The sequence below is a fragment of the Nocardia sp. NBC_01009 genome, from assembly GCF_045208035.1.
Lineage (GTDB): Bacteria > Actinomycetota > Actinomycetes > Mycobacteriales > Mycobacteriaceae > Nocardia.
Genome location: NZ_CP108695.1, coordinates 6,289,304 through 6,310,699, shown reverse-complemented (window position 1 = coordinate 6,310,699; position 21,396 = coordinate 6,289,304). Strand labels below are relative to the sequence as shown.

The following is a 21,396-nucleotide window of genomic DNA, read 5'->3' as shown; positions in this document are numbered from 1 at the left end:
GAGCGATAGGGGCAGGCCGATGAGACCGGCTCTGAGATGTCTTGTCTGGGAACTGGACAACACCCTGTGGGACGGTGTCGTGTGCGATGCGACGAGCACCACACCGCGCCCCGAGGCTGTGCGCGCGCTCCAGGTGCTGAGCGACCGCGGTATCTGGCACGCCGTCGCCAGCCGCAGCGACCGGGAACGAACCCTCGACAAGCTGTACCGCCACGGCCTCTACGAGATGTTCTCGGCGATCGAAATCGGCTGGGGCCGTAAGTCCTCCTCGCTCGTCCGGATCGCCACAACCCTCGGCCTCGCCCTGGACACCATCGGCTTTATCGACGCCGAGCCCATCGAACGCGCCGAGGTCCAGCGCGCGCTTCCCCGCGTCCGCTGCTACGCCGCCCGCAACGTCGATGTTCTCGCCGCCCTCCCCGACTTCCGCCCGGTCCTGCACACCGGCTCGAACCCAACGCCCCCTCTGGGTTTCGCGCGGGTTCCCGCGTTGTAGACCTGCCCGCGTGGGTGAATGCCGGTTACCAGGAGGGCTCGGCCACGCGGTGCAGGAGGCCTCGCAGCCGCTCGTCGCCCAACCTGCAGAGCGCCGGGGTGATCCGAGGTTTTGGGAGTCGGCTCGTGCCGCTCTTCGGAGTGTGGCGGCTCCCCGCCTGGACAGACTGCACATGAGGCACGTGCCGAAGCCGCCGCACAGGGCCGTCGGGTCTTCCTGTCAGTGAGCAGTGTCATGGTGCCCGTGGAGCGGTCGCGGAGTAAATTCGTTAATTAGCGAAATGCCGAAGGGTGGTGTGTGTGCTCGACGAGTGCAAGGCATTGGCCAACGAGACCCGGCTGCGCATCCTGGAGTGGCTCAAGAACCCGGATGCGAGCTTCCCGGACCGGGCGGGGGAGACCGCTGAGCTCGGGGTCTGTGTGGGTCTTCTCCAGCAGAAGGCAGGGACGTCGGCGTCGACCATGTCGGCGCATCTGGCGATCCTGCAGCGCGTCGGGTTTGTGTGCGCCACGCGGCGGGGGCAGTGGACCTACTACCGACGTGACGACTCCCGTATCGGCGCCTTCACCGATCAACTTCAACGCGTGCTCTGACCCAGGAAAGGCAGCTCTATGCCCACCGCACTATCCATTCTCGATCTCGCGTCGATCGCGCCGGGCCAGACCGCGCGCGATAGTTTCGACAACAGCGTCGCGCTGGCCCGGGCCGCCGAACGCTCCGGCTATCGGCGCGTCTGGTACGCCGAGCATCACAACATGCCCTCCATCGCATCTAGTGCAACGAGCGTTCTGATCGGCCACGTCGCGGCGCACACCGACACCATTCGGCTCGGCTCCGGCGGCATTATGCTGCCCAACCACTCGCCGCTGGTGATCGCGGAGCAGTTCGGCACCCTGGAGGCGCTGTTTCCCGGGCGGATCGACCTCGGGCTCGGCCGCGCGCCGGGCAGCGACCAGAAGACGATGCTCGCGCTGCGGCGTAATCCGAATTCGGCGGATTCTTTTCCGCAGGATGTGCTGGAACTGCAGGGGTACCTGACCGGGCGGTCGCGGATACCGGGCGTGCAGGCCGTTCCGCGGGCGGACGGGGTGGTGCCGCTCTACATTCTCGGGTCGTCACTGTTCGGTGCGCAGCTCGCCGCGCAGCTCGGTCTGCCATACGCCTTCGCGTCCCACTTCGCGCCGGACGCTTTACATCAGGCTGTCGCGGTCTACCGCGACAGCTTCCGGCCGTCGGATCAGCAGGCCGAACCGTACGTGATGGCCGGTGTCAATGTGTTCGCGGCCGAGGACCATGACGACGCAGCGGCGCAGAAGGCGATTGCGTATCGGGCTCGGGCGCGGGCGATGGTGTCGCGTGGCGCTGCGGGCAGCACGTTCAGCGATGCAGAGATCGACGCGTTTCTTGCCTCGCCCAACGGCAGTCAGCTCGCCTCGATGACCCGTTACACCGCCGTAGGCACGCCCGCCGAAGTACGTGACTACCTCGACGAATTCGCCGCGTCCAGCCACGCCGACGAGCTGATCCTGGCCCACCACGCCACGCAGATCGACGACCGAGTGCGCTCGGTCGAGCTCACCGGGCAGGCCGTGGCGGCTGCTTCGCTGGCCGCCGAATAATCGGCTGAGCGAATCTCCGGAAGTCTCAACGCTTCCGGTGTGGCGATAGCCGGGCCGGACCTGGAGTATCCGCTTCCGGCGCCAACGGAGCAGGGGCCGCGTAGGTCGGCGCTGGATTGCGCGTTGGAGCGGTATTGCGATGCCAGTCGCCATGGTCGTCTACCTGCCGCAGTTCTACCTGCCGCATGCCGAGCGGGTCGGCCGGGGCGCGCTGGTGACTGTCGGTGCTTGCTGCGAAAGCTGTAATAGCCAAGGCATTTCGAGAGGTTCTTCATCGGGTAGGTGATCCGATGGGCGACATCCTGCTCCGGCTTGCATCGCCGCGCTGAGCGATCAGGTTAGGGTTCGGCATGGCCGTTATCCATCAGACCTCCATGTCGCCCGGCAAGCTGGAATTGCTCGCATCCTGGTTGCCGACGCGGACCTGGTATCACGCGAGCGGTCGGCCGCCGCATCTGAGCAAAGCCGGCGGGTTCCGTCTCGATGATCCGGCAGGCGAGGTCGGCATCGAATTCATGGTGATCGCCGATAGTTCCGGTGTCGAGCCGGCTGTCTATCTTGTTCCACTCACCTATCGAGGTGGCCCGCTCGAGAATGCCGAGGACGGCCTCGTCGGCACTTCGTTGCACGGCGTGCTCGGGCAACGGTGGATCTACGATGGAGCTCATGACCCGGTGCTGGTTGCGCAGCTGATCGCGATGTTGGCCGGGAAGGCGCAGCCGCAGGCCCAGAACAACAGCGACACAACGGATCTTTCGGTCATCGTGGCCGCCGCCGACATCGTGTCGCAGGCCGTGGAATCGGCGTCGGTGGTCGATGGGGCCGACAGCACCGACATCGCCACGCAGGATGGTGTGATCCTGCGTGTCGAGCGGTTTCTGCGTTCCGGCGGCGTGTCGCAGAGTCCGCACGTCACCGCACCGTGGCGTCTTCCAGACGGCACCGACACGCGCGGGATTATTCTCACCGCGCGAATGTGATTGCAAACAACCGGCTATCTGCGCATCGGGGTCATATCATGTAGCTATGCCCGAAAACGAGAGTGCGGGGCGTGGCGGTGTGCTTTTTCATGGGGCATGGCAGGCGGTTCTTGTCGCTGGTGTCTGCTCGGTGATCCTCGGTGTGGTCATCGCGGTGTGGCCACACAAATCGGTGGCGATCGCGGAGCTGCTTTTCGGGCTGTATCTGGTGCTCAGTGGCGTACTACAGATGACCATCGCGATCGGCTCGCGGTTCGCGATGCCGCTGCGGGTGCTGATCTTCGTCAGTGGCGCGATGTCGGTGTGCCTGGCGGTACTGTGCTTGCGCAGCGGGAATTCGGTGCTGTTGCTTGCCCTATGGGTCGGCATCGGCTGGGCGATCCGCGGGGTCACCCAGGCCACCGTGGCGGTGTGGCACGACGGGCTGCCCGACGGCGGTAAGCAGGAACTGTTCGGCGTGGCCACGATGGTGATCGGGATCGTGGTGATCGTGGTGCCCTTCGATTCGCTGGATGTCTTGGCGCTGGTGGCAGGTGGTCTGCTCACGGTGTTCGGCGCATTGGAGATCCTCTCGGTCGGCCGTGGCCGCGGCGGTCTGGTGAGACTGGCGGAGTCGGCTCGGGTTCCGTTGGCGCCCAACTGAGCTGGCGAGCGGGCCGGGCAATTGGTTGACTGTGCGCATGGCATCCACACACCGGCGGCACAGTTCGGATGGATCGGCGCAGGCGGGGGCGACCCGGTCGGCCTCGGAGCTGATCGTCGTCACCGAACGCACGACATCGGCTATCGACGAGATCGCGCTGGACACCAGCCGATCCACCCAATCGCATGTGGCCGACCTGCTGCCCCCGGGTGCCGAGATTGTCCGAATCTTCGGGCCCGCCAATCGACTCCGACGCAAGTTGGTCGATACTGCGGGGGAGCCGGAGGGTGCGGACTATCTGAACTATTTCTCGGTGCACGGCGTTGCCGATCCGGAAGCCGTTGCCGCCTGGCTGCGCGCGGACGACTCGGTGGCTGCCGCCTACATCAAGCCGCCCGCCGAACCGCCCATCGCGCCGCCGATCGACGCGGGTGTCGATGTCGCACCCTCGCTCGCCGACGCACCGCCGGTGACTCCGAATTTCGAAGCGCGCCAGGGTTATCTGGACGCGGCGCCGCAAGGCGTCAACGCACGCTGGGCCTGGACTCGACCGGGCGGCCGCGGCGCCGGGATTCGCATCGTGGACGTCGAGGGCGCCTGGCGGTTCACCCATGAAGACTTGCTCGACAACCAGGGTGGCGTGATCGGCGGCAGTCCGTCCGCCGACCTGGGTTGGCGCGACCACGGCACCGCGGTGGCCGGTGAGATCAGCGGCGACGTGAATGCCTTCGGTATCACCGGCATCGCGCCCGAGGCGAGCATCCGGGCGGTGTCGATCTTCGGGGGAGCCGGCTCCGCGGCCGCGATTCGTACGGCCGCGGACGCGCTGAGCGCCGGAGACATCATCCTGCTCGAGCTGCACCGACCCGGACCTCGATTCAACTATGCGGGGCGGCCCGATCAGCGCGGCTACATCGCGATCGAATGGTGGCCCGACGATCACGCCGCGATCCGCTACGCGATCGGCCGCGGCGTCATCGTGGTCGAGGCAGGCGGAAACGGGGCCGAGAACCTGGACGATGCGCTGTACGACACGCGTCCTGCCGACTTCCCGGTGTCGTGGCGCAATCCGTTCCGTGGTGGCAGCGTCGACTCCGGCGCCATCGTCGTCGGTGCGGGCGCTCCGCCACCCGGCTCCCACGGCCGCGATCACGGACCGGCGCGGTCGCGACTGGCCTTCTCCAACTACGGCTCTCGCGTCGACGCGCAGGGCTGGGGGCGTGAGGTGACCACCACCGGATACGGCGACCTGCAAGGCGGCTCCGACGAGGACCTCTGGTACACCGACATCTTCAGCGGCACCTCCAGCGCGTCGCCGATCGTGGTCGGCGCTGTCGCCTCCTACCAGGGCATGTCTGCCGCGAGCTCGGGCCGCAAGACGCCGGCGCAGATTCGCGCGCGACTGCGTGAAACCGGATCACCGCAGACCGACGCGCCACAGCGGCCAGCGACCCAGCGCATCGGCAATCTGCCCGACCTGCGCACACTGATCGAACCGACGCCCGAGGTGTAGTTCCACTCATATCGCGACGTCGGATCGGCGGCTGGTCTCGTCGCCACCGTGGCGATGCTGACCTGTCTGATCGGACCGTGGGCGGTCGTGATTCGCCGTCCTCGGTTTCGTCGGGGACTGGCGGGCATGGCGAAAAGGGTTGTGACAGAGCAAATGCCGGTTACGTGACCCGGCTCGTACTACTCGGTCCGGCGCTCGCCGCGGTGGGTGTCTTCGCGGCACTGCAAACATCAGGGCAACGTCTGGTGGCGAGTATCCGTGGGGGCGTTGAACTTTGCGTGCCACAAGAACGCCGGGCGGAAGTCGTCTCGCGGATGCCGAACTCGCCCTTCGTCGCGGAGATCGCTGTTTCGACAAGGCTCTGACCTGGTAAAAGGACGTTGAATCCGGATATTCCGACAGTCCGTCGGCGCACGAATTATTACGTCGAATGTCTCCAAGAATGGTGAACGTCGCGGTGTCGACCACTCGGAAATGCCGGTAGCGTTCGGCGCGGCGCGGGCAGGCCAGGTGACCTTCTCGCGACTCCAGACCGATTCGAGGCCGAGGAGATTGTGGTGGGTGTTCCTACCGTTCGCGAAGAGCAGGCGATCCGCCGGTTGACCGATCGTCTGGTCGAAAGCTTCACCGACACTTACCCTGTCGAGCGCGTCGAGACCGTGGTCGGCGCCGCGCGCAGTCGCTTCGATGGCCATCCGGTTCGAGAGTTCGTTCCCATTCTGGTCGAACGCATTGCCCGGCGGGAACTGGAGGCGGCGCCGTCCTCGGCCGAGGACGGCGCGGTCATCCCGGAGGCCGAATCTGCTTCCTCGACAGCGCAATCGGACGCTGGCAGACTGCGGAACACGGATCTGAGACAGTCCATTGGTGCGGTCTTCGCCGGCAAACGCATCGCGGCGCTGTCGATCGCGGCTGCCGTTGTTGTCGCCGCCATTGTGGTGACGATTGCTGTGCGCCAACTAGATTCACCTGCCATCACGGGTCCGGTCGCGCAATCGCCTGCCACGTTGCACGGCGTGGTCGGGTCGGAGAAGATCGCGTTCTTCTCCGACCCGAAAGTTGTCGAGGCGCTGGCCCGCAACGGTGTGAAGATCGAGGTCGATCCGGCCGGTTCCCGGCAGATCGCCACCTCGGTCGACCTGAGCAAATACGATTTCGCTTTCCCGTCGAGCGGTCCCGCCGCTGAACGCATCCAGCGTGCCCGCAACATCACCGCGAAATACACGCCGTTCTCCTCGCCGATGGCGATCGCGACCTTCCAGCCGATCGCGGATCTGCTGACCGCGGCGGGTGTCGTGCACCCCGGTCCGGTCGCCACCTTCGACATAGCCCGCTACCTCGAGCTCGCCCGCACCGATACCCAGTGGGATTTCCTGCCGGGCAACACGGCCTATCCGGTGCGCAAGAACATCGTGGTGTCCACGACCGATCCGCGCAGCTCGAACTCCGCCGCCATGTACCTGGCCATCGCCAGTTACGTCGCCAATGACAACACCGTCGTGCAGGGCCCCGCCGCCGAGCAGGCCGTACTGTCCTCGGTGTCGAAGCTGTTCGCCCGCCAGGGCTACACCGAAAACTCCAGTGAAGGCCCGTTCAAGGAGTACCTCTCGGCAGGCATGGGCCCGACCCCGCTGGTGCTGATCTATGAAGCCCAGTTCGTCGAGGCTGCGGCGCACGGACAGGTCAAGCCGGGGATGGTGCTGACCTACCCGTCGCCGACGGTGCTGTCCAAACACACACTGGTGCCGCTCAACGCCGAAGGCGACCGAATCGGGCGGCTGTTGTCGACCGACCCGCAGCTGCAGCGGCTCGCCGCGGAACACGGCTTCCGCACCGGCGACACCGCCCCGTTCGCCAAAGTCACCGCGAACAACCACGTCCCGGTGCCCGCCGATCTGATCGACGTGATCGAGACACCCACCTATGACACACTCGAGCACCTGCTCGACGGCGTCACACAGACCTACAACTGAAGCGTCGATCGCTGCTTCCACGGCGGCAATGGATGCCGTCGGCGGTCCCGCCCATCGTTCTATCCCGACCGGTGAGTAGCCGGATCGCGCCGATTCGAGTAGCACGACACTCGTTGCAGCGCGGTCGGTTCGCGGCATCCTGAGCTGAGGGGCTGGAGGGAAAGGAGCCTCCTCATGAACGGGACCCATACCCGCACGCTGAGGTTCATCGACGAGCACGACACCACAACCACGGCGGGTACCAATGGCATGGTGGTGTTCGGCACCGGTATCGATTGCTATTTCTCGCATCGTCCAATGTTTGTGTCGCCGTACGACATTCAGGTGGTGCTCGACGTAGAGCTGGATGAGCGCGGCCGCAGAGCGCTCGGCGCCGATCGGCGCATCGGGTTCGGCGGCGTCCACTGCTTCGATACGGAGGAATTTGCCGTCAGCGAGCTGGACCCGCGGCGGGAGCAGCCGCGGACGACGTTCCGCGGCACCCTGATTCGTGGTCACCGCGAGCGTGGCGGGGTGCCGATCGCAAAGGATGTGCTGGCGCAGGTACGAACGGTCGTGTCGTTCGCGCAGCTGGATCCGCACCCCCATCGTGGCGGTGAACTGCTCACCCACCTGTGTTTCGGGCGGGCCGGGCGGTTATATCTGGCGCATCGGATCGGGCGGCGGCCGAGTTTCGACCAGATTGTGGTGGCGCGGCTGGTTCCCGGCACCGTGACCGACATGCTCGGTGTACCGCTGCCGGTCGACGTGCGAGACCTGGAGTTCGAGAACGCGCAGCCGATCATGCTCGGGCAGCGTCAGTTCACGGGGCAGCGGTTGCGGACCGGGGAGGTCGCGGTGGCGGCGTTCCATGCGCAGGCCTCGGCCGAGGGCGCGGACGGATTCCTCGCCGAGGTCGCCGTCGAACGGCAGATCTACCTGGAGGTAGCGGATTTGGCCTGAGGTCGGCCGGTGTCAATACGCCGTAGGTCGCGGTCATCGGCGTATCGGGTAAGGGGTGGAATCCGACTTCGGGGGGACGACCGTTCCAAGACGGGCGGCTACCTTCGGATCATGTCCGGAGCCACCGAATCGGTTCTGCCCGCCACCACGTCCGGTCGCCGGATCGCGGAAGTCGACATGCTGCGTGGGTTCGCGCTGTTCGGCATTCTGATCACCAATGTCACTGTCGCCACCATGCTCTGGTCGGCGGGCGGCACCGAAGACGATCCGAAGCTACGCTTCGACGGCACCATCGACCACGTCATCGGTGGGCTGGTGGACGCGTTGTTCTCGGGTCGGTTCTACCTGCTGTTCGCATTCCTGTTCGGCTATTCGTTCACGCTGCAGATCGCGGCGGCGCAGCGGGCAGGCGCGTCGCCGAACAAGCGGCTGCTCCGGCGCTGCGCCGCGCTGATGGCGATCGGGCTCGCCCACGTATTCCTGCTGTGGATCGGCGACATCCTGACGCTGTATGCGTTCCTGTGCCTGATTTTGATCGTGCTGCGCTGGCTGCGGCCGCGTACCGCCGTCATCACCGGCTCGGTCCTCTATGCGGCGTGGTCGGTCTGGGCCTTTCTGCCCGGCTCGGACGACGTGATCAGCGGCCTTGCCGAAGTATTCGACTTACCAGAGATTCACGAGGGGTTCACTGGAAGCTCGGCCGACACCTTTGCCACCCAGGTGTCGCTGGCACCGGGATTCCTGGTGCTGATCTGGTTCGCTCAGGGCATCACCAGTCTCGGCCTGTTCCTGATCGGCATGGCGGCAGGCCGACGCGCACTGTTCGAGGACCGAGATACGGTGCGCCGCTGGGCGCCTCGCGCACTGCGGCTCGGTCTCGGTGTCGGCCTTCCGGTCTCGGCGGTGTCGTTCGCCGGCTCGATGGACTGGTGCCCGGTGCCGTCCTTCTGGGGTGGTGTGCAGGAACTGATCAACCCGCTGATGACCTTCGCCTACATCGCCGGGATCGTGCTGCTTGCGCAGTCGGCGTGCACCGCCCGCGTCATCGGATGGCTCGCTCCTGCTGGGCGAATGGCGGCGTCGAACTACATCGCGCAGTCAGTGGTGCTGATGGTGGTCTACACCGGCTACGGTTTCGCACTGGTCGACACCATCCCACCCGCCGGGGTCATCGGCATCGCCCTCTTGACCTACGCCACACAGTTGGTGGTGAGCAATTGGTGGCTGCGCACGCATTCCTACGGTCCCATCGAGTGGTTGCTGCGCGCGGCGACCTACCTGTCGATCCCGTCGTGGCGGCGGGTAAACGCGCGGTCGCCACAGTGAATGGGTGGCGGGACACACGTGGTTGTCATGGTCGTTCGACGATCTCCAGGTACCAATCGGCGGTGCGGCTGCCGCTGCCGTTGCCGGTGACGTATTCGGCCTGCGTGATGTAGATCCCTGCCGCTGCTGTTGGTGTGCCCCAAGGGATTTCGTACTGGCCGCTGCCAACGTTGCACCATTCGGCTGGGTGCCTGTCGTCAGGCCGAGCGCACCCGGTTCTCGAGGACAACGTCGTTCACCGGTGTCCCGTAGCCGCGTGGCTTCGTGCTCCACGGCCGGCGGCAGCCCGCAGCTATTCGTGCGGTGGCGCATTCGTCGGTCTGTGCGACTATCTCGGTGGAGGCGACTTCCCCGCGCGGTCATGGCCGCCCTGCCCGAACATCAACGTGCTGCTCGGGGCGGCCGCCGTTGCCTACACTCACGCAATGTCGTCTGTGTCCTGGGCAGCCCTCGCTCGCGGCGCAGCCCTTGCACGGACTACCCCCTGGCGAGATATCGAGCTGGATCACCGCCGCCATACCGCGATCCACACCACCACTGCCGCCACAGTATTCGGCACCGCCACCACCGCCTCATCATGCGCTTCCGCGAATCCGAAAGCGAGATCCTGCCCGGCGCGACGGGCGGTGGGCAGCAACAGGTTCGCTGAACCGGAATGGCGGCGTTGGCGTTGTCGGGCGAGGGGTCGATCCGGCCATCGCATAACGCCACCTCCACCGGCAGCGATGCTGTCGGTGGAGGTGCTGTTGTAGCTCTGGCGCCGGTGCGAGACCCCGGATTTCCTTCCGAATCGAGCGGACCGTCAGTGCCAGTCGCTGATCTGGACGTCGTGGGGATCCGGAGCGCCTTTCCCGGTTTCGATCAGCGACTTCAGGCTCATCAGAAACACCGCCCACTTGGTGCTGCAGTGGTGCATGAATTCCACCGGCTCCTTCCAGCCTTCGTGTTTGAACAGAACGATGGTGTAGTCGTCGACCTGATCGAGGTCCCAGTTCACATGTGTGCCGATCCATTCTTCGGGTCCATCGACCACCTCCCACAGCACGCGCTTGTCCGGGACGAGCTCGAGGACCTTCATGTCGAATCCACCGGCGCTGAACCGGAATTGGAGAACACCGCCGACATCGGTGCCTTCGCCTCGGGTGTTGGTCGCCCACCAGTCGGCAAGCCCCTCGGTGGTGGTCAAGGCCGCGTAGACCTCGGCCGGAGCCGATTTGATTCCAACCCTGTGCAGGATGTCCACCATTTTCGATTCCTCTTTCCAGTGCTGGTTCCCGTAGGACCTAAATGAATTCACGGCTATATGCCGCGCTGGTCTTTCCCGCGCTGAATCGCTTCGGCGATCCGCTTGATACGCCGGAGCCTGGCGTCCCACGCCGCCCCCACCGAGGACAGCTGTGCGACCGCACGAGCAAGTTGCGCCTCGTCCACTCGGTACCTCTTCTCTCGCCCGGCAGGCGTGGCGTGCACCAAACCGGCGCGGTCGAGCACACTGAGATGTTTCGCGATGGCCTGCCGTGTCACCGGTAGCCGCTCACTGAGGCTGGTAGCCGTGCCATCGCCGTCGGCCAGGAGCAGGTCGAGCATCCGCCGACGGGTCGGATCCCCGACCGCGGACCACAGGTCGTCGTCGACGGCGCCGATCACGGGGTCGACACCAGCCGCGCGAGGTACTCCCCGAGTCGGGGAACAAAGGTGTCCCAACCGACGCTGTGTTCGCGGTACTGCTCCTCCAATTTCGCGGCCTCCCAGCCCATCTCCCGAAACCCGGTCTCGGTGAGCCGAATCTTGGTCCCGGTGCCCGACGGGGTGAGCTCGAAGGTGACCAGCATCGAGTTGGCGGAGTCGTCGACCTTGCCCTCGGGATAGCACCAGCGGAACGAGAACAATCGAGGCGGCTCAGCGTTCACCACGGTGATCGGGACGACTTCCGCCCTGTCGCCCCAGACAAGCTCGCCGACCGCGCCGGGAGTCGCTTCGATCTCGGCATCGTCGGTCCACCATTGCGAAATGTGCTCAGGGCTGCTGACGACCTCGAAGACCACCTCGGGCGAGGCGTCGACGTGGATCTCTCGTTCGATGCTGCCGTACTCCATACTCATCCCACTTCCTCCATATGCAACGTTTGGTTGCGCATTACGCTAGTCGGCCATCGGCCGTCGCGCAACCATTGGTTGCATATTGGCGACGACCGGCGCGCGGCCGATGCCGGCGGCCTGCCACCGCACCCAAGGCGCGCGGCACCCGTTCGGCACGCACGACCTGGCGATCGGCCAGATCTAGGACCGCATGGTCCAAGACTCCGGTGAGTGGAATCCCCGACGTCACGATCCTGCTCGTATCGGGCGACCTGCACCATCGGGCCGCGAAACCGGAAGGCTACTGAGGAAACCGGTCCCAGCACATGCTCGCTCGACAGGTCACCGATCACGGTTCCGTGATGGACCCAGCGGCCACGTCGAGCAGGAACGCGGTATTGCGGCGGACAACCTGGAGGGTTTGGTCGCGTCTGTTGCGTGTGAACGCGAAAGGTAGTTCCTATCAGGGTGTTTCAGGGTAGCGAGTGCTCGTCGATCAACGTTTGGTACAGCGTGAATGCGGGTTTGGGGCGGTAGTCGTCGGTGGTGATGCCCAGCTGGTTGGTGGGCTCGGGGGCTGCGGAGTCGGCGTCGCGTAGGCCGAACAGTTCGTAGTGGGTGATGTTGTGAACAGGCGCGGCGTCGATGATTGTTTCGAGCATCTGCTCGAGGCTGTCGGCTTGGTGGCGGGGGGAGCGGTCCGGTCCGGTGGGGCTGCCATTTTCGGCAATGTGCAGTGGTGCGAAATCCAGATGTGCTGTGGGAAGACTGGTTTCGCGGAGGTGGCGGATGGCGCGTTCGGTGAGTTCGATGAGGTTGCCTGGTGTCCCCGCGGGGGCGACGGGGGAGAAGGCGTCGGGGTAGAGGGCGAGGCCGACGTAATCGACGTGGTCGGCGAAGTCCGCGGCGGGGATCTTGGACAGGTGCTGCCAGAAGTCGGTGTCGCCGCCGAGCCATTCGGGCGGTTCGGCCACCGAGAATCCGAGTTCGACGTGGGTGTGGCCGAGGCGGTTCAGTGCGCGGCGGGCGTGGGCCATGCCGTGGGTGAGTGCGTCGAGAACCGCGGGTGAGCTGCCGTCGATCCAGGGGATGGGGAAATTGGGTTCGAGGGTGATCTGCAGGAATCGAGTGATCGCGCCGTAGCGGTGGATGGCGCGGTCGATGAAGGCCAGCCAGCCCGGGATGTCGGCGCTGGTCGGCAGATAGCTGAGGACCAGATCGAGTTGGCGGCGCTGGTCCACGTACCACTCGTCGGGCATGGTGAGACCGCGCAGCTCGCGTTCCGGATCCACCACCGCGACGCGTTCCGGCTCCGGTTCGGCGCCAAGATAGTGCAGGTACTCGCGGACGGCGAACGGTTTGCCGGACTGCAGCGCTGTGACAAGTGTGTCGATCGCCGCGACATCGTCGGGGGCTCCGATGCTGGTGCCTACCTGGCTTGCGGCGTAGATGCCGAAGGTCAAACCTTTGTTGGCGCGCATACCGTCAACCCTAGGCCGAGACCGGCCCACCGCCGTTGCAGTGGGCCCGGCCGGTTCAGCTCGCGGCGCTGCGGGCACCCAGCAGCAGGTCGAGCAAAAGCTGTGTGAACGCCTCCGGTTCGTCGGTGAATCCGCTGTGACCGCCCGGGAATATCGTCAGCGACAGACCAAGGTTCTCGGCGAGGGCAGCGGCCGGGCGGTGCGGCAGCTTCCCTCGGGTCAGCTCGCCCGCACCGAGGACGAGGCGGTCGGAAACGGTCGCGAGCGCGGCCTCGTCGGGCAGATACGAGGTGATCGGTCGCAATTCGTGCGCCATCATTACGGGTCCATTGGCCAAGAGCCGGCGAATCAACCCGGCCGGGCGGGGCGGGAGGTCGTCAGGGTTGGGGAAGCCCTTCATGGTGACGCCGACCCCTGCCGCGAACCGAGCCCCTGCCGCGGCGGGACCCTTGGTGTGCAGCAGCCGGCAGACCTCCTCGATGAACGCGCGATGTGCGGCCGCGTCGGGCAGTATTCCGAACATCGGGGGTTCGTGGGCGATGACGAGTCGAAGGCGTTCGGGGTGCTTCGCGAGCAGATCGAGCGCGACGACCGCACCACCGCTGCCGCCGAAGATGTAGGCGTCTTCGCCTGCGGGAGTGAGATGTTCGAGGAGGCGGTAGGCGTCGTCACTCATCACTTCGGCGGTCAGATCCCCGCGCTCCGGATCGTCGAGAGTGCTGTGTGAATAGCCGCGTGGGTCGATGGCGACGACGGTGAAATGCTCGGCGAGCGGCTCGGCGAGCTGGTCGAAGATGGCGGCGTCGCCGCCGCTGCCCGGCAGCATCAGCAGCAGCGGGCCGCTGCCGCGGATCTCGTAGAAGAGGGTCGCGCCGGGGACCTTGAATGTCTCGCTTCGCATTACTTCTGCTCCTTGTTGTCGGTCGACGGCCACTGTTCGAGTGCGATGTGCAGTGCGTCGATGATGCGGTCCCAGGAGGCCTCGGTCGGGCGCGAGTGCCCGAAGCCGCCGGTGGCTTCCAAGTTCGTGTAGCCGTGAAAGGTACTGCGCAGCAGGCGAACCGCGTCGGTGAGGTCGGGCTCTTCGAGGCCGTAGGCGCGCAGCATCCGGTAGGTCAAGTCGATGGCGCGGCGCAGGCCCGGCGAGGCGGTCGCCGCGGCGGGGTCTACCGGCATCTGGGTCGCCGCGTAGCGACCAGGGTGGGCGAGTGCATACCGCCGCCAGGTGTTGGCGTAGGCGGCGAGCGCGTCGCGGCCCGCGAGACCGGCGACCGCCGCGGCGATCAGGGTGGTCTTCTCCTCGGCGGCCAGGAGGGACACCCGCTGGCGCAGATCCTTGATGTTCTTGATGTGCGAGTACAGGCTCGCGTCTTTGACGTCGAACGTCCGTGCCAGTGCCGACACAGTGAGGTTGTCGAAACCGACCTCGTCTGCCAGATCGGCCGCCGCATGGACGATCTTGTCGGCCGTGAGACCGGCGCGTGGGGACATGCGCACCTACCTTCCTAGGTCTCCTAGGTTAAAACCTAATATCTCTAGGTGCAAGTGGCATTGTCCAGGGGATATCCGACCGACCGATGAGTTTTCGACGTGGCCACAGTCAACACTCATGGACCCGCAGGACTACTCCACCAGGAAAATCAATGACCTCGACTTCGACCGCCCCCGCGACTACCGGCACTCTCGACGTACCCGGCGCCCGCCTGCATTACGAGCTGCGTGGCACCGGACCACTGGTTGTTCTGGTCGGTGCGCCCATGGACGCGGCGGCCTTCGCGCCGCTGGCGGATTTGCTCGCCACCGATCACACCGTCCTCACCACCGACCCGCGCGGCCACCAGGGCAGCGTGCTCGACGACCCGACACAGGACTCGACCCCCGAGTTGCGCGCCGACGACCTCGCCCGCCTGATCGCCTCCGTCGGCGCGGGCCCGGCCGTGGTGTTCGGCTCCAGCGGCGGCGCTGTCACCGCCCTGGCGCTGGCCCAAGCCCACCCCGATCTGGTCACTACGGTCGTTGCGCACGAGCCGCCGTTGCTCGCACTGCTCGACGACCGCGCGGAGCAGCGGGCGAAAACCGAAGAGATCATTGCCACCTATCAGGGCGGCGATACCTTAGGCGCCTGGCGGAACTTCATGGCGCAGGCCAACATTCAGATGCCGGAGCCGGTGCTCGAACAGATCTTCGGTGGGGAGCGCGAGCCCGGGCAGCAGGCGAGCGAGAGTTATTGGTTCGCGCACGAGCTCCGCGGAACCACCTCGTGGGAACCCGATTCGGTGGCGTTGCGCGCGACGGCCGCACGCATCGTGATCGGTCTCGGCGCGGATTCGGCCGGACAGTTGTGTGAGCGCACCTCGCAGGAGTTGGGGGAGATGCTCGGGGTCGAGCCGGTGCTCTTTCCGGGCGGCCATACCGGTTTCGTGGAGGACCCGGCGGCCTTCGCCCCGCGGTTGCGTGAAGTGTTGCGGGCGTAATGGGCAGGCGGACATAGAAATTGGTACCGCCCGGGCCGGCATGGGTACGGCCCGGGTCGGCACTGCGGCGCTGAGGGCCGGCGAGGCCGGGCCGGCTGTGGCCGGATTCGGTGGCCACTGAGGACACCCGACCCGAGCGGCCACCTATGCCATTCCGCGAATGAACTCCGCCGAGTACTTGCCGCTGTAGTTGGGCTGGCCGTTCTTCTGCACCGCCGCGGCCTTCCCCGGAGCTGTCGCCTGCTGCCGTGAGCAGAAATTCGCAGCCCGGGGATTCCGGGTGGGGCCGTAGATTTTCGTGCAGAAGTGGGGCGTCGTCCGGGACGGCACCCCACTCACCAGCGAGTTACTCCGCCGATTCCAGGTAGACCGGCAGCTGTGCATGTCCGTTGGAGACGAAGCTGCCTACCGGCGCCAGTTCTTTCGGGTCCACAGCGAAACGTAGGTCGGGGAAACGGTTGAACAGCGCAGGCAGCGCGATCGCGGCCTCCATGCGGGCGAGGGGAGCGCCGATGCAATGGTGAGCGCCGTGGCCGAAGGCGACGTGCTGGTCCTTGGTCGCGCGGTGCACGTCGAACTCGTCGGCAGTTGCGCCGTGCACCTTCGGGTCGCGGCTCGCGCCTGCGTATGAGGCGAGGATCGCCTCGCCCTTGGGGATGCGGATGCCGTCGATGTCGATGTCGTCGACGGCATAACGCAGTGGCAGATGGGCGACAGGCGCTTCATAGCGCAGCGTCTCCTCCACCAGATCCGACCAGGGCACCCGGCCCTCGACCACATCAGCGCGCTGCCCGGGATGCGTCAGCAGTGCGAAGATCGCCTGATCGAGCAGGTTGACCGTGGTCTCGTGTCCGGCGTTGATGACCAGCATCAGCGTGTCGACGAGTTCCTTCTCGGTCAGCTGTGTGCCGTCGTCCTCGTCGCGGGTGGCGATCAACACGCTGGTGATGTCTTCGCCGGGCCTCTGGCGCCGGTAGGCCACCAGTTCGCTGATGAGCTGGTACATCTCGAGGTAGTTGGCCTGCGCCTGCTCGGGTGTGAAGGAGGTGTCGAAGAACCCGTCGACGCACTTGTGGATGCTGGCGCCGAGATGGTCGGGCACACCCATCAGCTCGCTGATGACCTGGATCGGCACCGGATAGGCGAATCGCGCACGCAGATCGACGGACTCACCACGCGGTGTCGCTGCGAGCTGTGCCACCAGATTCTCGGTGATCTCCTCGATCCGCGGCCGCAGTGCCGCAGTCCGGCGATGCGTGAACGCCGGCGCGACCAACTTCCGCAGCCGCCGATGCTCGCTGCCGTATGCGGTGAACATATTTTCCACCGCCACCCACGGCTGCAACGGCCACGCCTCGGTGATCTCGCCGTTCATGTACGCCGCCCAGTGCTGCCGCGGGTCCTTCGATACCCGCGGGTCGGCCAGCAGGCTACGGAGCACCACAGCGTCGGTCACCGACCACGCAGGCACTCCGCCGGGCAACTCCACCAGCGCCACCGGCCCGCGCGCCCGGATCCGGGCGGACTCGCCTTGGATGTCGAGACCGGCTGTGTCCAGGACTATCGGTTCATGCTCCATCAGACGCTCCTTACACCAGGTTCAACGGAGGGGACTTGGGGAACGCGACCGGCAGTGCGGCCATCGCCCGGTGGAAAGGACCCGGCCGCCAGACCAATTCGTCCTGCGGCACGGCCAGTTGCATCTCAGGAAGGGCGTCGAGCAGCTGATCGATAGCGTCCTGCACGACCATGTAGGCCACCGACTTTGCCGGACACGCATGCGGCCCAGCACTCCACGCCAGATGCGAGCGATTGCCGGTGCGGTCGCCACCGCGGATCTCGGGGTCGTTGTTGCAGCCGGCAAGGCTGATGAGGACCGGCTGATGTGCTGGCAGCCAGGTGTTTTCGATAAGGATCGGCTGCTTCGGGTAACTCATGCAGAAGTTCGCCATCGGTGGGTCGTTGAAGAGCACCTCATCGAGCGCGTCGCGAGTCGATAGGCTCCCGCCGAGGACCTCGCCGCCGAACCGGTCGTCGGTGAGCATCAGCAGCAGGGTATTGGTGATCAGATTCTGCTGCGGTTCGATACCGGCGCCGTAGAAGCTGATCAGCTGGGAGAGCATTTCGGTGTCGTCGAGTTCGGCGGGGTGGTGCGCGAGCCGCGAGGTGACATCATCCCCGGGCTCGGCGCGGCGCAGATGGATCAGCTCCATCAGCGCCTCGCTGAGCGTCTGCATGCCCCAGGCGGCGTTGACCGTGTCGAAGAGTGCGGCCATTCCGGTCGCGACCCGCTGTCCGAGCTCCGTCGAGCAGCCGACCAACTGGTTGAGCAGCTCGAAGACCAGCGGCAACGCGTACTGTGACACCAGATCGGCCGAACCGGCCTCGCAGAAAGTATTGATCAGTGGAACAGCGACCTTTTCGACCGTGGAATGTAGGGCGTGTAGGTCGATTCCGTCGATGCTCGCGGTGTAGGCCTGCCGATAGCGCGTGTGCGCGGCTCCGCTGTTGCGCAGCGCGTTCGGATACCACTCCATCATCGGCTTGATGGGGGAGTCGTCGGGCACGTGCTGCTGCCAGGTCCGCGGGTCGGCCGGAAAATGGTCCGGGTCATTGAGGATTCGCAGTGCGGTGTTGTAGCCGATCACCAAGGTGGCCGGCACATCCGGGGCCAGCTCCATCGGCACCATCGAACCGTACTGCCTGCGCATCTCGCGGTAGGCGCGGTGCGGGTCGGCGGCGAATTCCGGAGTGTGCAGTGAGACACGGGGACCATCGGTACGGATCGGTGAGCCGTGCGCGACGGGGCAGGTTCCGTTCGTGGTTGCGTTGGGCGCGGCCGACAACGGCGAGTGCGGCTTGGTCATAGGCGTGACTCCAGACGATGGATCAAAAACTCGACGAAATCGGTGAATGCGGGCATGCGCCTCGGTCACATGTGTCGAGAGAGGTCAGGGGTTCGCCGGGGTTTCGACGGTATGCTGCGTGCTTCGATCATCGACTTACAGCCTCCCGCCACATCGCTTCGTTCAGCCCTTCCTCGCAGTTGCCGACCATCGTGACCCCGGCAAAGAGGTCAGTGCCGAGGACCGGAGTTCTGGCGAGGCCAACCACAGTCTCACCATCGTCGCCTCACAGTCCCTGCAGGACAGATGATTTCGACAACCACCGACCGAACAAAGCAAGCCCTTCCAGTCGTCCGAAACCTGACGACTGGCCCACATTAGCAGTAAGACCGTCAGGTTTGCCTCGACGCCGCAGCAGTGCGGGCCATCGATCCGGGCGGGCACGGCCCGGCAAATATGCTGGGCGGCTATCGATCACATGCGGTTTTGCCGAGGCTGGCGGGCGTGGCGATGTCGCCGCCGAGCCGTGATGGCAGGCTAGGGGCATGGTGATGGACGAATGAGTCGTGGTGTGTTGGTGACGGGTGCGTCGCGGGGGATCGGACGGGCCATCGCGCACGCGTTTGCCGAAGGCGGCGACCGGGTGGCGGTGCACTACGCGACCGGCAAGGACGACGCCGAGGAGACGTTGCGTGGGCTGCCGGGAACGGGACATGTGCTCGTGGGCGGGGATGTCGGGTCACCGGAGGAGGCCGAGGCGATCGTCGCCGCGGCCGTCGCGGGGCTGGGCACCGTGCATGTTCTGGTCAACAATGCGGCGGTGAACATTCCGCATCCGTTGGCGGAGACCAGCTATGCGGACTGGCAGCAGGCATGGCGCACGACCATGGATGTCAACGTGTTCGGCACCGCCAACGTCTCCTACTGCGCGGCCCGACAGATGATCGACCGCGGTGTCGCGGGCCGCATCGTGAATATCGGCTCCCGGGGCGCGTTCCGCGGCGAACCCGACTACCCCGCATACGGCGCGAGCAAGGCGGGCGTGCACGCTCTCGGTCAATCGCTGGCGGTCTATCTCGCTCCCTACGGCATCGCGGTCGCCTCGGTCGCGCCCGGTTTCGTGGCGACCGAACGTGTCGTGCACCGCGTCACCGACGACGTCCGAGCTCAGAGCCCTTTCGACCGGGTCGCCGAGCCGGAGGAAATCGCCTCGGCGGTGCGGTATCTCGCCTCGGCGGAAGCGACCTGGACCTCGGGCGCGGTGTTGAATGTCAACGGAGCTTCGTACCTGCACTGACGTTTCCGCGTGCGAACTGCCCCGAACACGACAGTACCGCCGCACTTCATGCGTGTGCGGCGGTACCGGTCGGTGCGTGACTAGTGAACGAAGGTCGCCGCGCGTTCGGCGATGTCCAGCATCGACTGGGGCAGGATGCCGAGCAGAATGGTTGCTCCTGCGGTGAAGGTGACGACCGCGGTGGTCAGGAAGGGGGTGATCACCGCAGGGGCGGCTTCGGGCGGGTCGGTGAAGAACATCAGCACGATGACGCGGATGTAGAAGAAGGCCGCGATCGCGCTGGAGATCACACCGACGAGGACGAGAGGCGTGGCTCCGCCGGCGGCCGCCGCTTGGAAGACGGCGAACTTACTGACGAAGCCGCTGGTCAGGGGCAGGCCCGCGAAGGAGAGCAGGAAGAGCGCGAACACCGTTGCCAGGGCCGGGGAGCGGCGGCCGAGGCCGGCCCACTGCGACATGGCGGTGGCTTCCGCACCGGAGCTGTCCCGAACCAGGCCGACGACGGCGAAGGCACCGACGGTGCCGATGCCATAGGCCAGCAGGTAGAACAGGATGGCGGCGACACCGGCATCGGTGCCGGGGATCAGGCCGGTGAGAATGAAACCGGCGTGCGCAACCGAGGAGTACGCGAGCATGCGCTTCACGTCGGTCTGGGTGATCGCCATGACCGCGCCGATGAGCATAGTGGCGATGGCGATGGCGGCGAGCACCGGCCGCCAGTCGTCGCGCAGGCCGGGCACCGCGACCTGGAGCAGGCGCAGCAGCGCGCCGACCGCGGCGATCTTCGTTGCGGCGGCCATGAATCCGGTGATCGGTGTCGGCGCGCCCTGGTACACATCGGGCACCCAGGACTGGAACGGCACCGCGCCGATCTTGAACAGCAGGCCGACCGCGAGCAGGCCGACACCGAGCATGGCGAGGGTGGTGTTCTCCGGATGCTGCGCTATCGCATCCGCGATACCGCCGAGCCGGACGGTGCCCGCCTGGCCATAGAGCAGGGCGACACCGTAGAGGAAGAACGCCGACGAGAACGCGCCGAGCAGAAAGTATTTGAGCGCTGCTTCCTGGGAGAGCAGTCGCTTGCGACGGGCGAGCCCGCACAGCAGATACAACGGCAGCGACAGCACCTCGAGCGCGACGAACATGGTGAGCAGATCGTTCGACGCCGGGAAGAGCAGCAGCCCACCGATCGCGAGCATGGTCAGTGGAAACACCTCGGTGGTCGCGACACCCGTTCGGATGGCGGCCATCTCGCCCGCGCCTCCCGGGACCGCGGAGGCTTGCGGCGTGAACGCGTCCAAGCTGCGTCCGACGGTGGCCGCCGCCAGACTCCAGGTGCCGGGACCGGAACGTCCTTCGGCGCGCGGCTGCGCGTCACGCTCGGCGATGAGCAGCAGCGCCAGGATCGAGACCACCAGGATCGTGCCCTGCAGGAACAGTGTGACGCCGTCGATCGACACCGCACCGACCATCGCGGTGGCATTGGTGCCCGAGAGGCGTACGACGGCAACCAGAGCCGCCAGCAGACCGGCGAGCCCGAGCACCACCTGCGTCGCATACCGATACGGTCGAGGCAGGAACGCTTCGACCAGCACCCCGACTACCGCGACACCGAAAACGATGAGCATCGGCGAGAGCTTGCTGTACTCGATGCTCGGTGCGGGGACCGTGGCGGCGAGCACAGTTCCGTATTCGTAGGAAGTCACTTATGCCGTCCTTGATACATAG

21 protein-coding genes are annotated in these 21,396 nt (G+C 66.0%); 11 read left to right on the top strand and 10 right to left on the bottom strand.

Translation table 11 applies throughout. The features are described 5' to 3' along the window. The first annotated feature begins 19 nt into the window (after positions 1–19). The 9 genes from OHA42_RS28220 (at position 20) to OHA42_RS28180 (ending at position 9,492) form a co-directional block, all read left to right on the top strand. Entirely contained in the window at positions 20–496 is a 477-nt protein-coding gene (locus tag OHA42_RS28220) for an HAD-IIIC family phosphatase (RefSeq protein ID WP_406230829.1), read from the top strand. A gap of 299 nt (positions 497–795) precedes the next feature. After that, positions 796–1,089: an ArsR/SmtB family transcription factor gene (locus OHA42_RS28215; protein ID WP_406230828.1), complete on the top strand. Its 294-nt coding sequence runs from the start codon at positions 796–798 to the stop codon at positions 1,087–1,089. Positions 1,090–1,107: 18 nt separating this feature from the next. Further along, the gene (locus tag OHA42_RS28210; protein ID WP_406230827.1) at positions 1,108–2,115 is read left to right on the top strand and encodes an LLM class flavin-dependent oxidoreductase; all 1,008 of its coding nucleotides are present in this window, start codon (positions 1,108–1,110) and stop codon (positions 2,113–2,115) included. A gap of 350 nt (positions 2,116–2,465) precedes the next feature. Next, positions 2,466–3,095 (top strand): maltokinase N-terminal cap-like domain-containing protein, encoded by a 630-nt coding sequence (locus OHA42_RS28205; protein WP_406230826.1) that lies wholly within the window; start codon positions 2,466–2,468, stop codon positions 3,093–3,095. Between the two features lie 46 nt (positions 3,096–3,141). Beyond that, on the top strand, positions 3,142–3,738 hold the full coding sequence (locus OHA42_RS28200) for an HdeD family acid-resistance protein (RefSeq protein ID WP_406230825.1): 597 nt from the start codon (positions 3,142–3,144) through the stop codon (positions 3,736–3,738). A gap of 37 nt (positions 3,739–3,775) precedes the next feature. Further along, complete coding sequence (locus OHA42_RS28195; RefSeq protein ID WP_406230824.1) at positions 3,776–5,251, top strand: S8 family peptidase; 1,476 nt, start codon at positions 3,776–3,778, stop codon at positions 5,249–5,251. A gap of 554 nt (positions 5,252–5,805) precedes the next feature. Then, the gene (locus OHA42_RS28190; RefSeq protein ID WP_406230823.1) at positions 5,806–7,224 is read left to right on the top strand and encodes a three-helix bundle dimerization domain-containing protein; all 1,419 of its coding nucleotides are present in this window, start codon (positions 5,806–5,808) and stop codon (positions 7,222–7,224) included. Positions 7,225–7,398: 174 nt separating this feature from the next. Next, entirely contained in the window at positions 7,399–8,166 is a 768-nt protein-coding gene (locus OHA42_RS28185; RefSeq protein WP_406230822.1) for a hypothetical protein, read from the top strand. A 111-nt stretch (positions 8,167–8,277) separates the two neighbouring features. Continuing rightward, positions 8,278–9,492: a DUF418 domain-containing protein gene (locus OHA42_RS28180; RefSeq protein WP_406230821.1), complete on the top strand. Its 1,215-nt coding sequence runs from the start codon at positions 8,278–8,280 to the stop codon at positions 9,490–9,492. Between the two features lie 505 nt (positions 9,493–9,997). Here OHA42_RS28180 and OHA42_RS28175 read toward each other — a convergent pair. The 7 genes from OHA42_RS28175 to OHA42_RS28145 form a co-directional block, all read right to left on the bottom strand. After that, positions 9,998–10,195 carry a hypothetical protein gene (locus tag OHA42_RS28175; protein WP_406230820.1) on the bottom strand — a complete coding sequence of 66 codons (198 nt, stop codon included), beginning with the start codon at positions 10,193–10,195 and terminating at the stop codon, positions 9,998–10,000. Positions 10,196–10,294: 99 nt separating this feature from the next. Beyond that, positions 10,295–10,738, bottom strand: coding sequence for an SRPBCC domain-containing protein (locus OHA42_RS28170; protein ID WP_406230819.1), 444 nt, complete (start codon positions 10,736–10,738; stop codon positions 10,295–10,297). 53 nt (positions 10,739–10,791) lie between these two features. Further along, positions 10,792–11,139, bottom strand: a complete 348-nt coding sequence (locus OHA42_RS28165; protein WP_406230818.1) for an ArsR/SmtB family transcription factor — start codon at positions 11,137–11,139, stop codon at positions 10,792–10,794. Continuing rightward, positions 11,136–11,588, bottom strand: coding sequence for an SRPBCC family protein (locus tag OHA42_RS28160; RefSeq protein WP_406239649.1), 453 nt, complete (start codon positions 11,586–11,588; stop codon positions 11,136–11,138). Before OHA42_RS28160 ends, OHA42_RS28165 begins: the two co-directional genes overlap by 4 nt. A gap of 455 nt (positions 11,589–12,043) precedes the next feature. Then, on the bottom strand, positions 12,044–13,051 hold the full coding sequence (locus OHA42_RS28155) for a hypothetical protein (protein WP_406230817.1): 1,008 nt from the start codon (positions 13,049–13,051) through the stop codon (positions 12,044–12,046). Between the two features lie 55 nt (positions 13,052–13,106). After that, positions 13,107–13,952, bottom strand: coding sequence for an alpha/beta fold hydrolase (locus tag OHA42_RS28150; RefSeq protein WP_406230816.1), 846 nt, complete (start codon positions 13,950–13,952; stop codon positions 13,107–13,109). Continuing rightward, positions 13,952–14,542 (bottom strand): TetR/AcrR family transcriptional regulator, encoded by a 591-nt coding sequence (locus tag OHA42_RS28145; protein WP_406230815.1) that lies wholly within the window; start codon positions 14,540–14,542, stop codon positions 13,952–13,954. The genes OHA42_RS28150 and OHA42_RS28145 overlap by 1 nt, the downstream gene beginning before the upstream one ends. A 152-nt stretch (positions 14,543–14,694) precedes the next feature. On the opposite strand from OHA42_RS28145, the gene OHA42_RS28140 reads away from it, so the two are divergent. Beyond that, the gene (locus tag OHA42_RS28140) at positions 14,695–15,525 is read left to right on the top strand and encodes an alpha/beta fold hydrolase (protein WP_406230814.1); all 831 of its coding nucleotides are present in this window, start codon (positions 14,695–14,697) and stop codon (positions 15,523–15,525) included. Positions 15,526–15,871: 346 nt separating this feature from the next. Here OHA42_RS28140 and OHA42_RS28135 read toward each other — a convergent pair whose 3' ends face one another. Both OHA42_RS28135 and OHA42_RS28130 read right to left on the bottom strand, forming a co-directional pair. Further along, the gene (locus tag OHA42_RS28135) at positions 15,872–17,104 is read right to left on the bottom strand and encodes a cytochrome P450 (RefSeq protein ID WP_406230813.1); all 1,233 of its coding nucleotides are present in this window, start codon (positions 17,102–17,104) and stop codon (positions 15,872–15,874) included. A 10-nt stretch (positions 17,105–17,114) separates the two neighbouring features. Then, on the bottom strand, positions 17,115–18,392 hold the full coding sequence (locus tag OHA42_RS28130; protein ID WP_406230812.1) for a cytochrome P450: 1,278 nt from the start codon (positions 18,390–18,392) through the stop codon (positions 17,115–17,117). Positions 18,393–18,930: 538 nt separating this feature from the next. On the opposite strand from OHA42_RS28130, the gene OHA42_RS28125 reads away from it, so the two are divergent. Further along, positions 18,931–19,668 (top strand): SDR family NAD(P)-dependent oxidoreductase, encoded by a 738-nt coding sequence (locus OHA42_RS28125; protein WP_406230811.1) that lies wholly within the window; start codon positions 18,931–18,933, stop codon positions 19,666–19,668. An 80-nt stretch (positions 19,669–19,748) separates the two neighbouring features. Here OHA42_RS28125 and nuoN read toward each other — a convergent pair whose 3' ends face one another. Beyond that, complete coding sequence (gene nuoN / locus OHA42_RS28120; RefSeq protein ID WP_406230810.1) at positions 19,749–21,374, bottom strand: NADH-quinone oxidoreductase subunit NuoN; 1,626 nt, start codon at positions 21,372–21,374, stop codon at positions 19,749–19,751. Positions 21,375–21,396: the final 22 nt, after the last annotated feature.

Coding starts and splice junctions, on each gene's coding strand:
- OHA42_RS28130 (WP_406230812.1), bottom strand. CDS start 18,392: ATGACCAAGCCGCACTCGCCGTTGTCGGCCGCGCCCAACGCAACCACG.
- OHA42_RS28180 (WP_406230821.1), top strand. CDS start 8,278: ATGTCCGGAGCCACCGAATCGGTTCTGCCCGCCACCACGTCCGGTCGC.
- OHA42_RS28150 (WP_406230816.1), bottom strand. CDS start 13,952: ATGCGAAGCGAGACATTCAAGGTCCCCGGCGCGACCCTCTTCTACGAG.
- OHA42_RS28200 (WP_406230825.1), top strand. CDS start 3,142: ATGCCCGAAAACGAGAGTGCGGGGCGTGGCGGTGTGCTTTTTCATGGG.
- OHA42_RS28175 (WP_406230820.1), bottom strand. CDS start 10,195: ATGCGATGGCCGGATCGACCCCTCGCCCGACAACGCCAACGCCGCCAT.
- OHA42_RS28125 (WP_406230811.1), top strand. CDS start 18,931: ATGAGTCGTGGTGTGTTGGTGACGGGTGCGTCGCGGGGGATCGGACGG.
- OHA42_RS28155 (WP_406230817.1), bottom strand. CDS start 13,051: ATGCGCGCCAACAAAGGTTTGACCTTCGGCATCTACGCCGCAAGCCAG.
- OHA42_RS28160 (WP_406239649.1), bottom strand. CDS start 11,588: ATGGAGTACGGCAGCATCGAACGAGAGATCCACGTCGACGCCTCGCCC.
- OHA42_RS28205 (WP_406230826.1), top strand. CDS start 2,466: ATGGCCGTTATCCATCAGACCTCCATGTCGCCCGGCAAGCTGGAATTG.
- OHA42_RS28140 (WP_406230814.1), top strand. CDS start 14,695: ATGACCTCGACTTCGACCGCCCCCGCGACTACCGGCACTCTCGACGTA.
- OHA42_RS28170 (WP_406230819.1), bottom strand. CDS start 10,738: ATGGTGGACATCCTGCACAGGGTTGGAATCAAATCGGCTCCGGCCGAG.
- OHA42_RS28135 (WP_406230813.1), bottom strand. CDS start 17,104: ATGGAGCATGAACCGATAGTCCTGGACACAGCCGGTCTCGACATCCAA.
- OHA42_RS28210 (WP_406230827.1), top strand. CDS start 1,108: ATGCCCACCGCACTATCCATTCTCGATCTCGCGTCGATCGCGCCGGGC.
- OHA42_RS28195 (WP_406230824.1), top strand. CDS start 3,776: ATGGCATCCACACACCGGCGGCACAGTTCGGATGGATCGGCGCAGGCG.
- OHA42_RS28185 (WP_406230822.1), top strand. CDS start 7,399: ATGAACGGGACCCATACCCGCACGCTGAGGTTCATCGACGAGCACGAC.
- OHA42_RS28145 (WP_406230815.1), bottom strand. CDS start 14,542: ATGTCCCCACGCGCCGGTCTCACGGCCGACAAGATCGTCCATGCGGCG.
- OHA42_RS28220 (WP_406230829.1), top strand. CDS start 20: ATGAGACCGGCTCTGAGATGTCTTGTCTGGGAACTGGACAACACCCTG.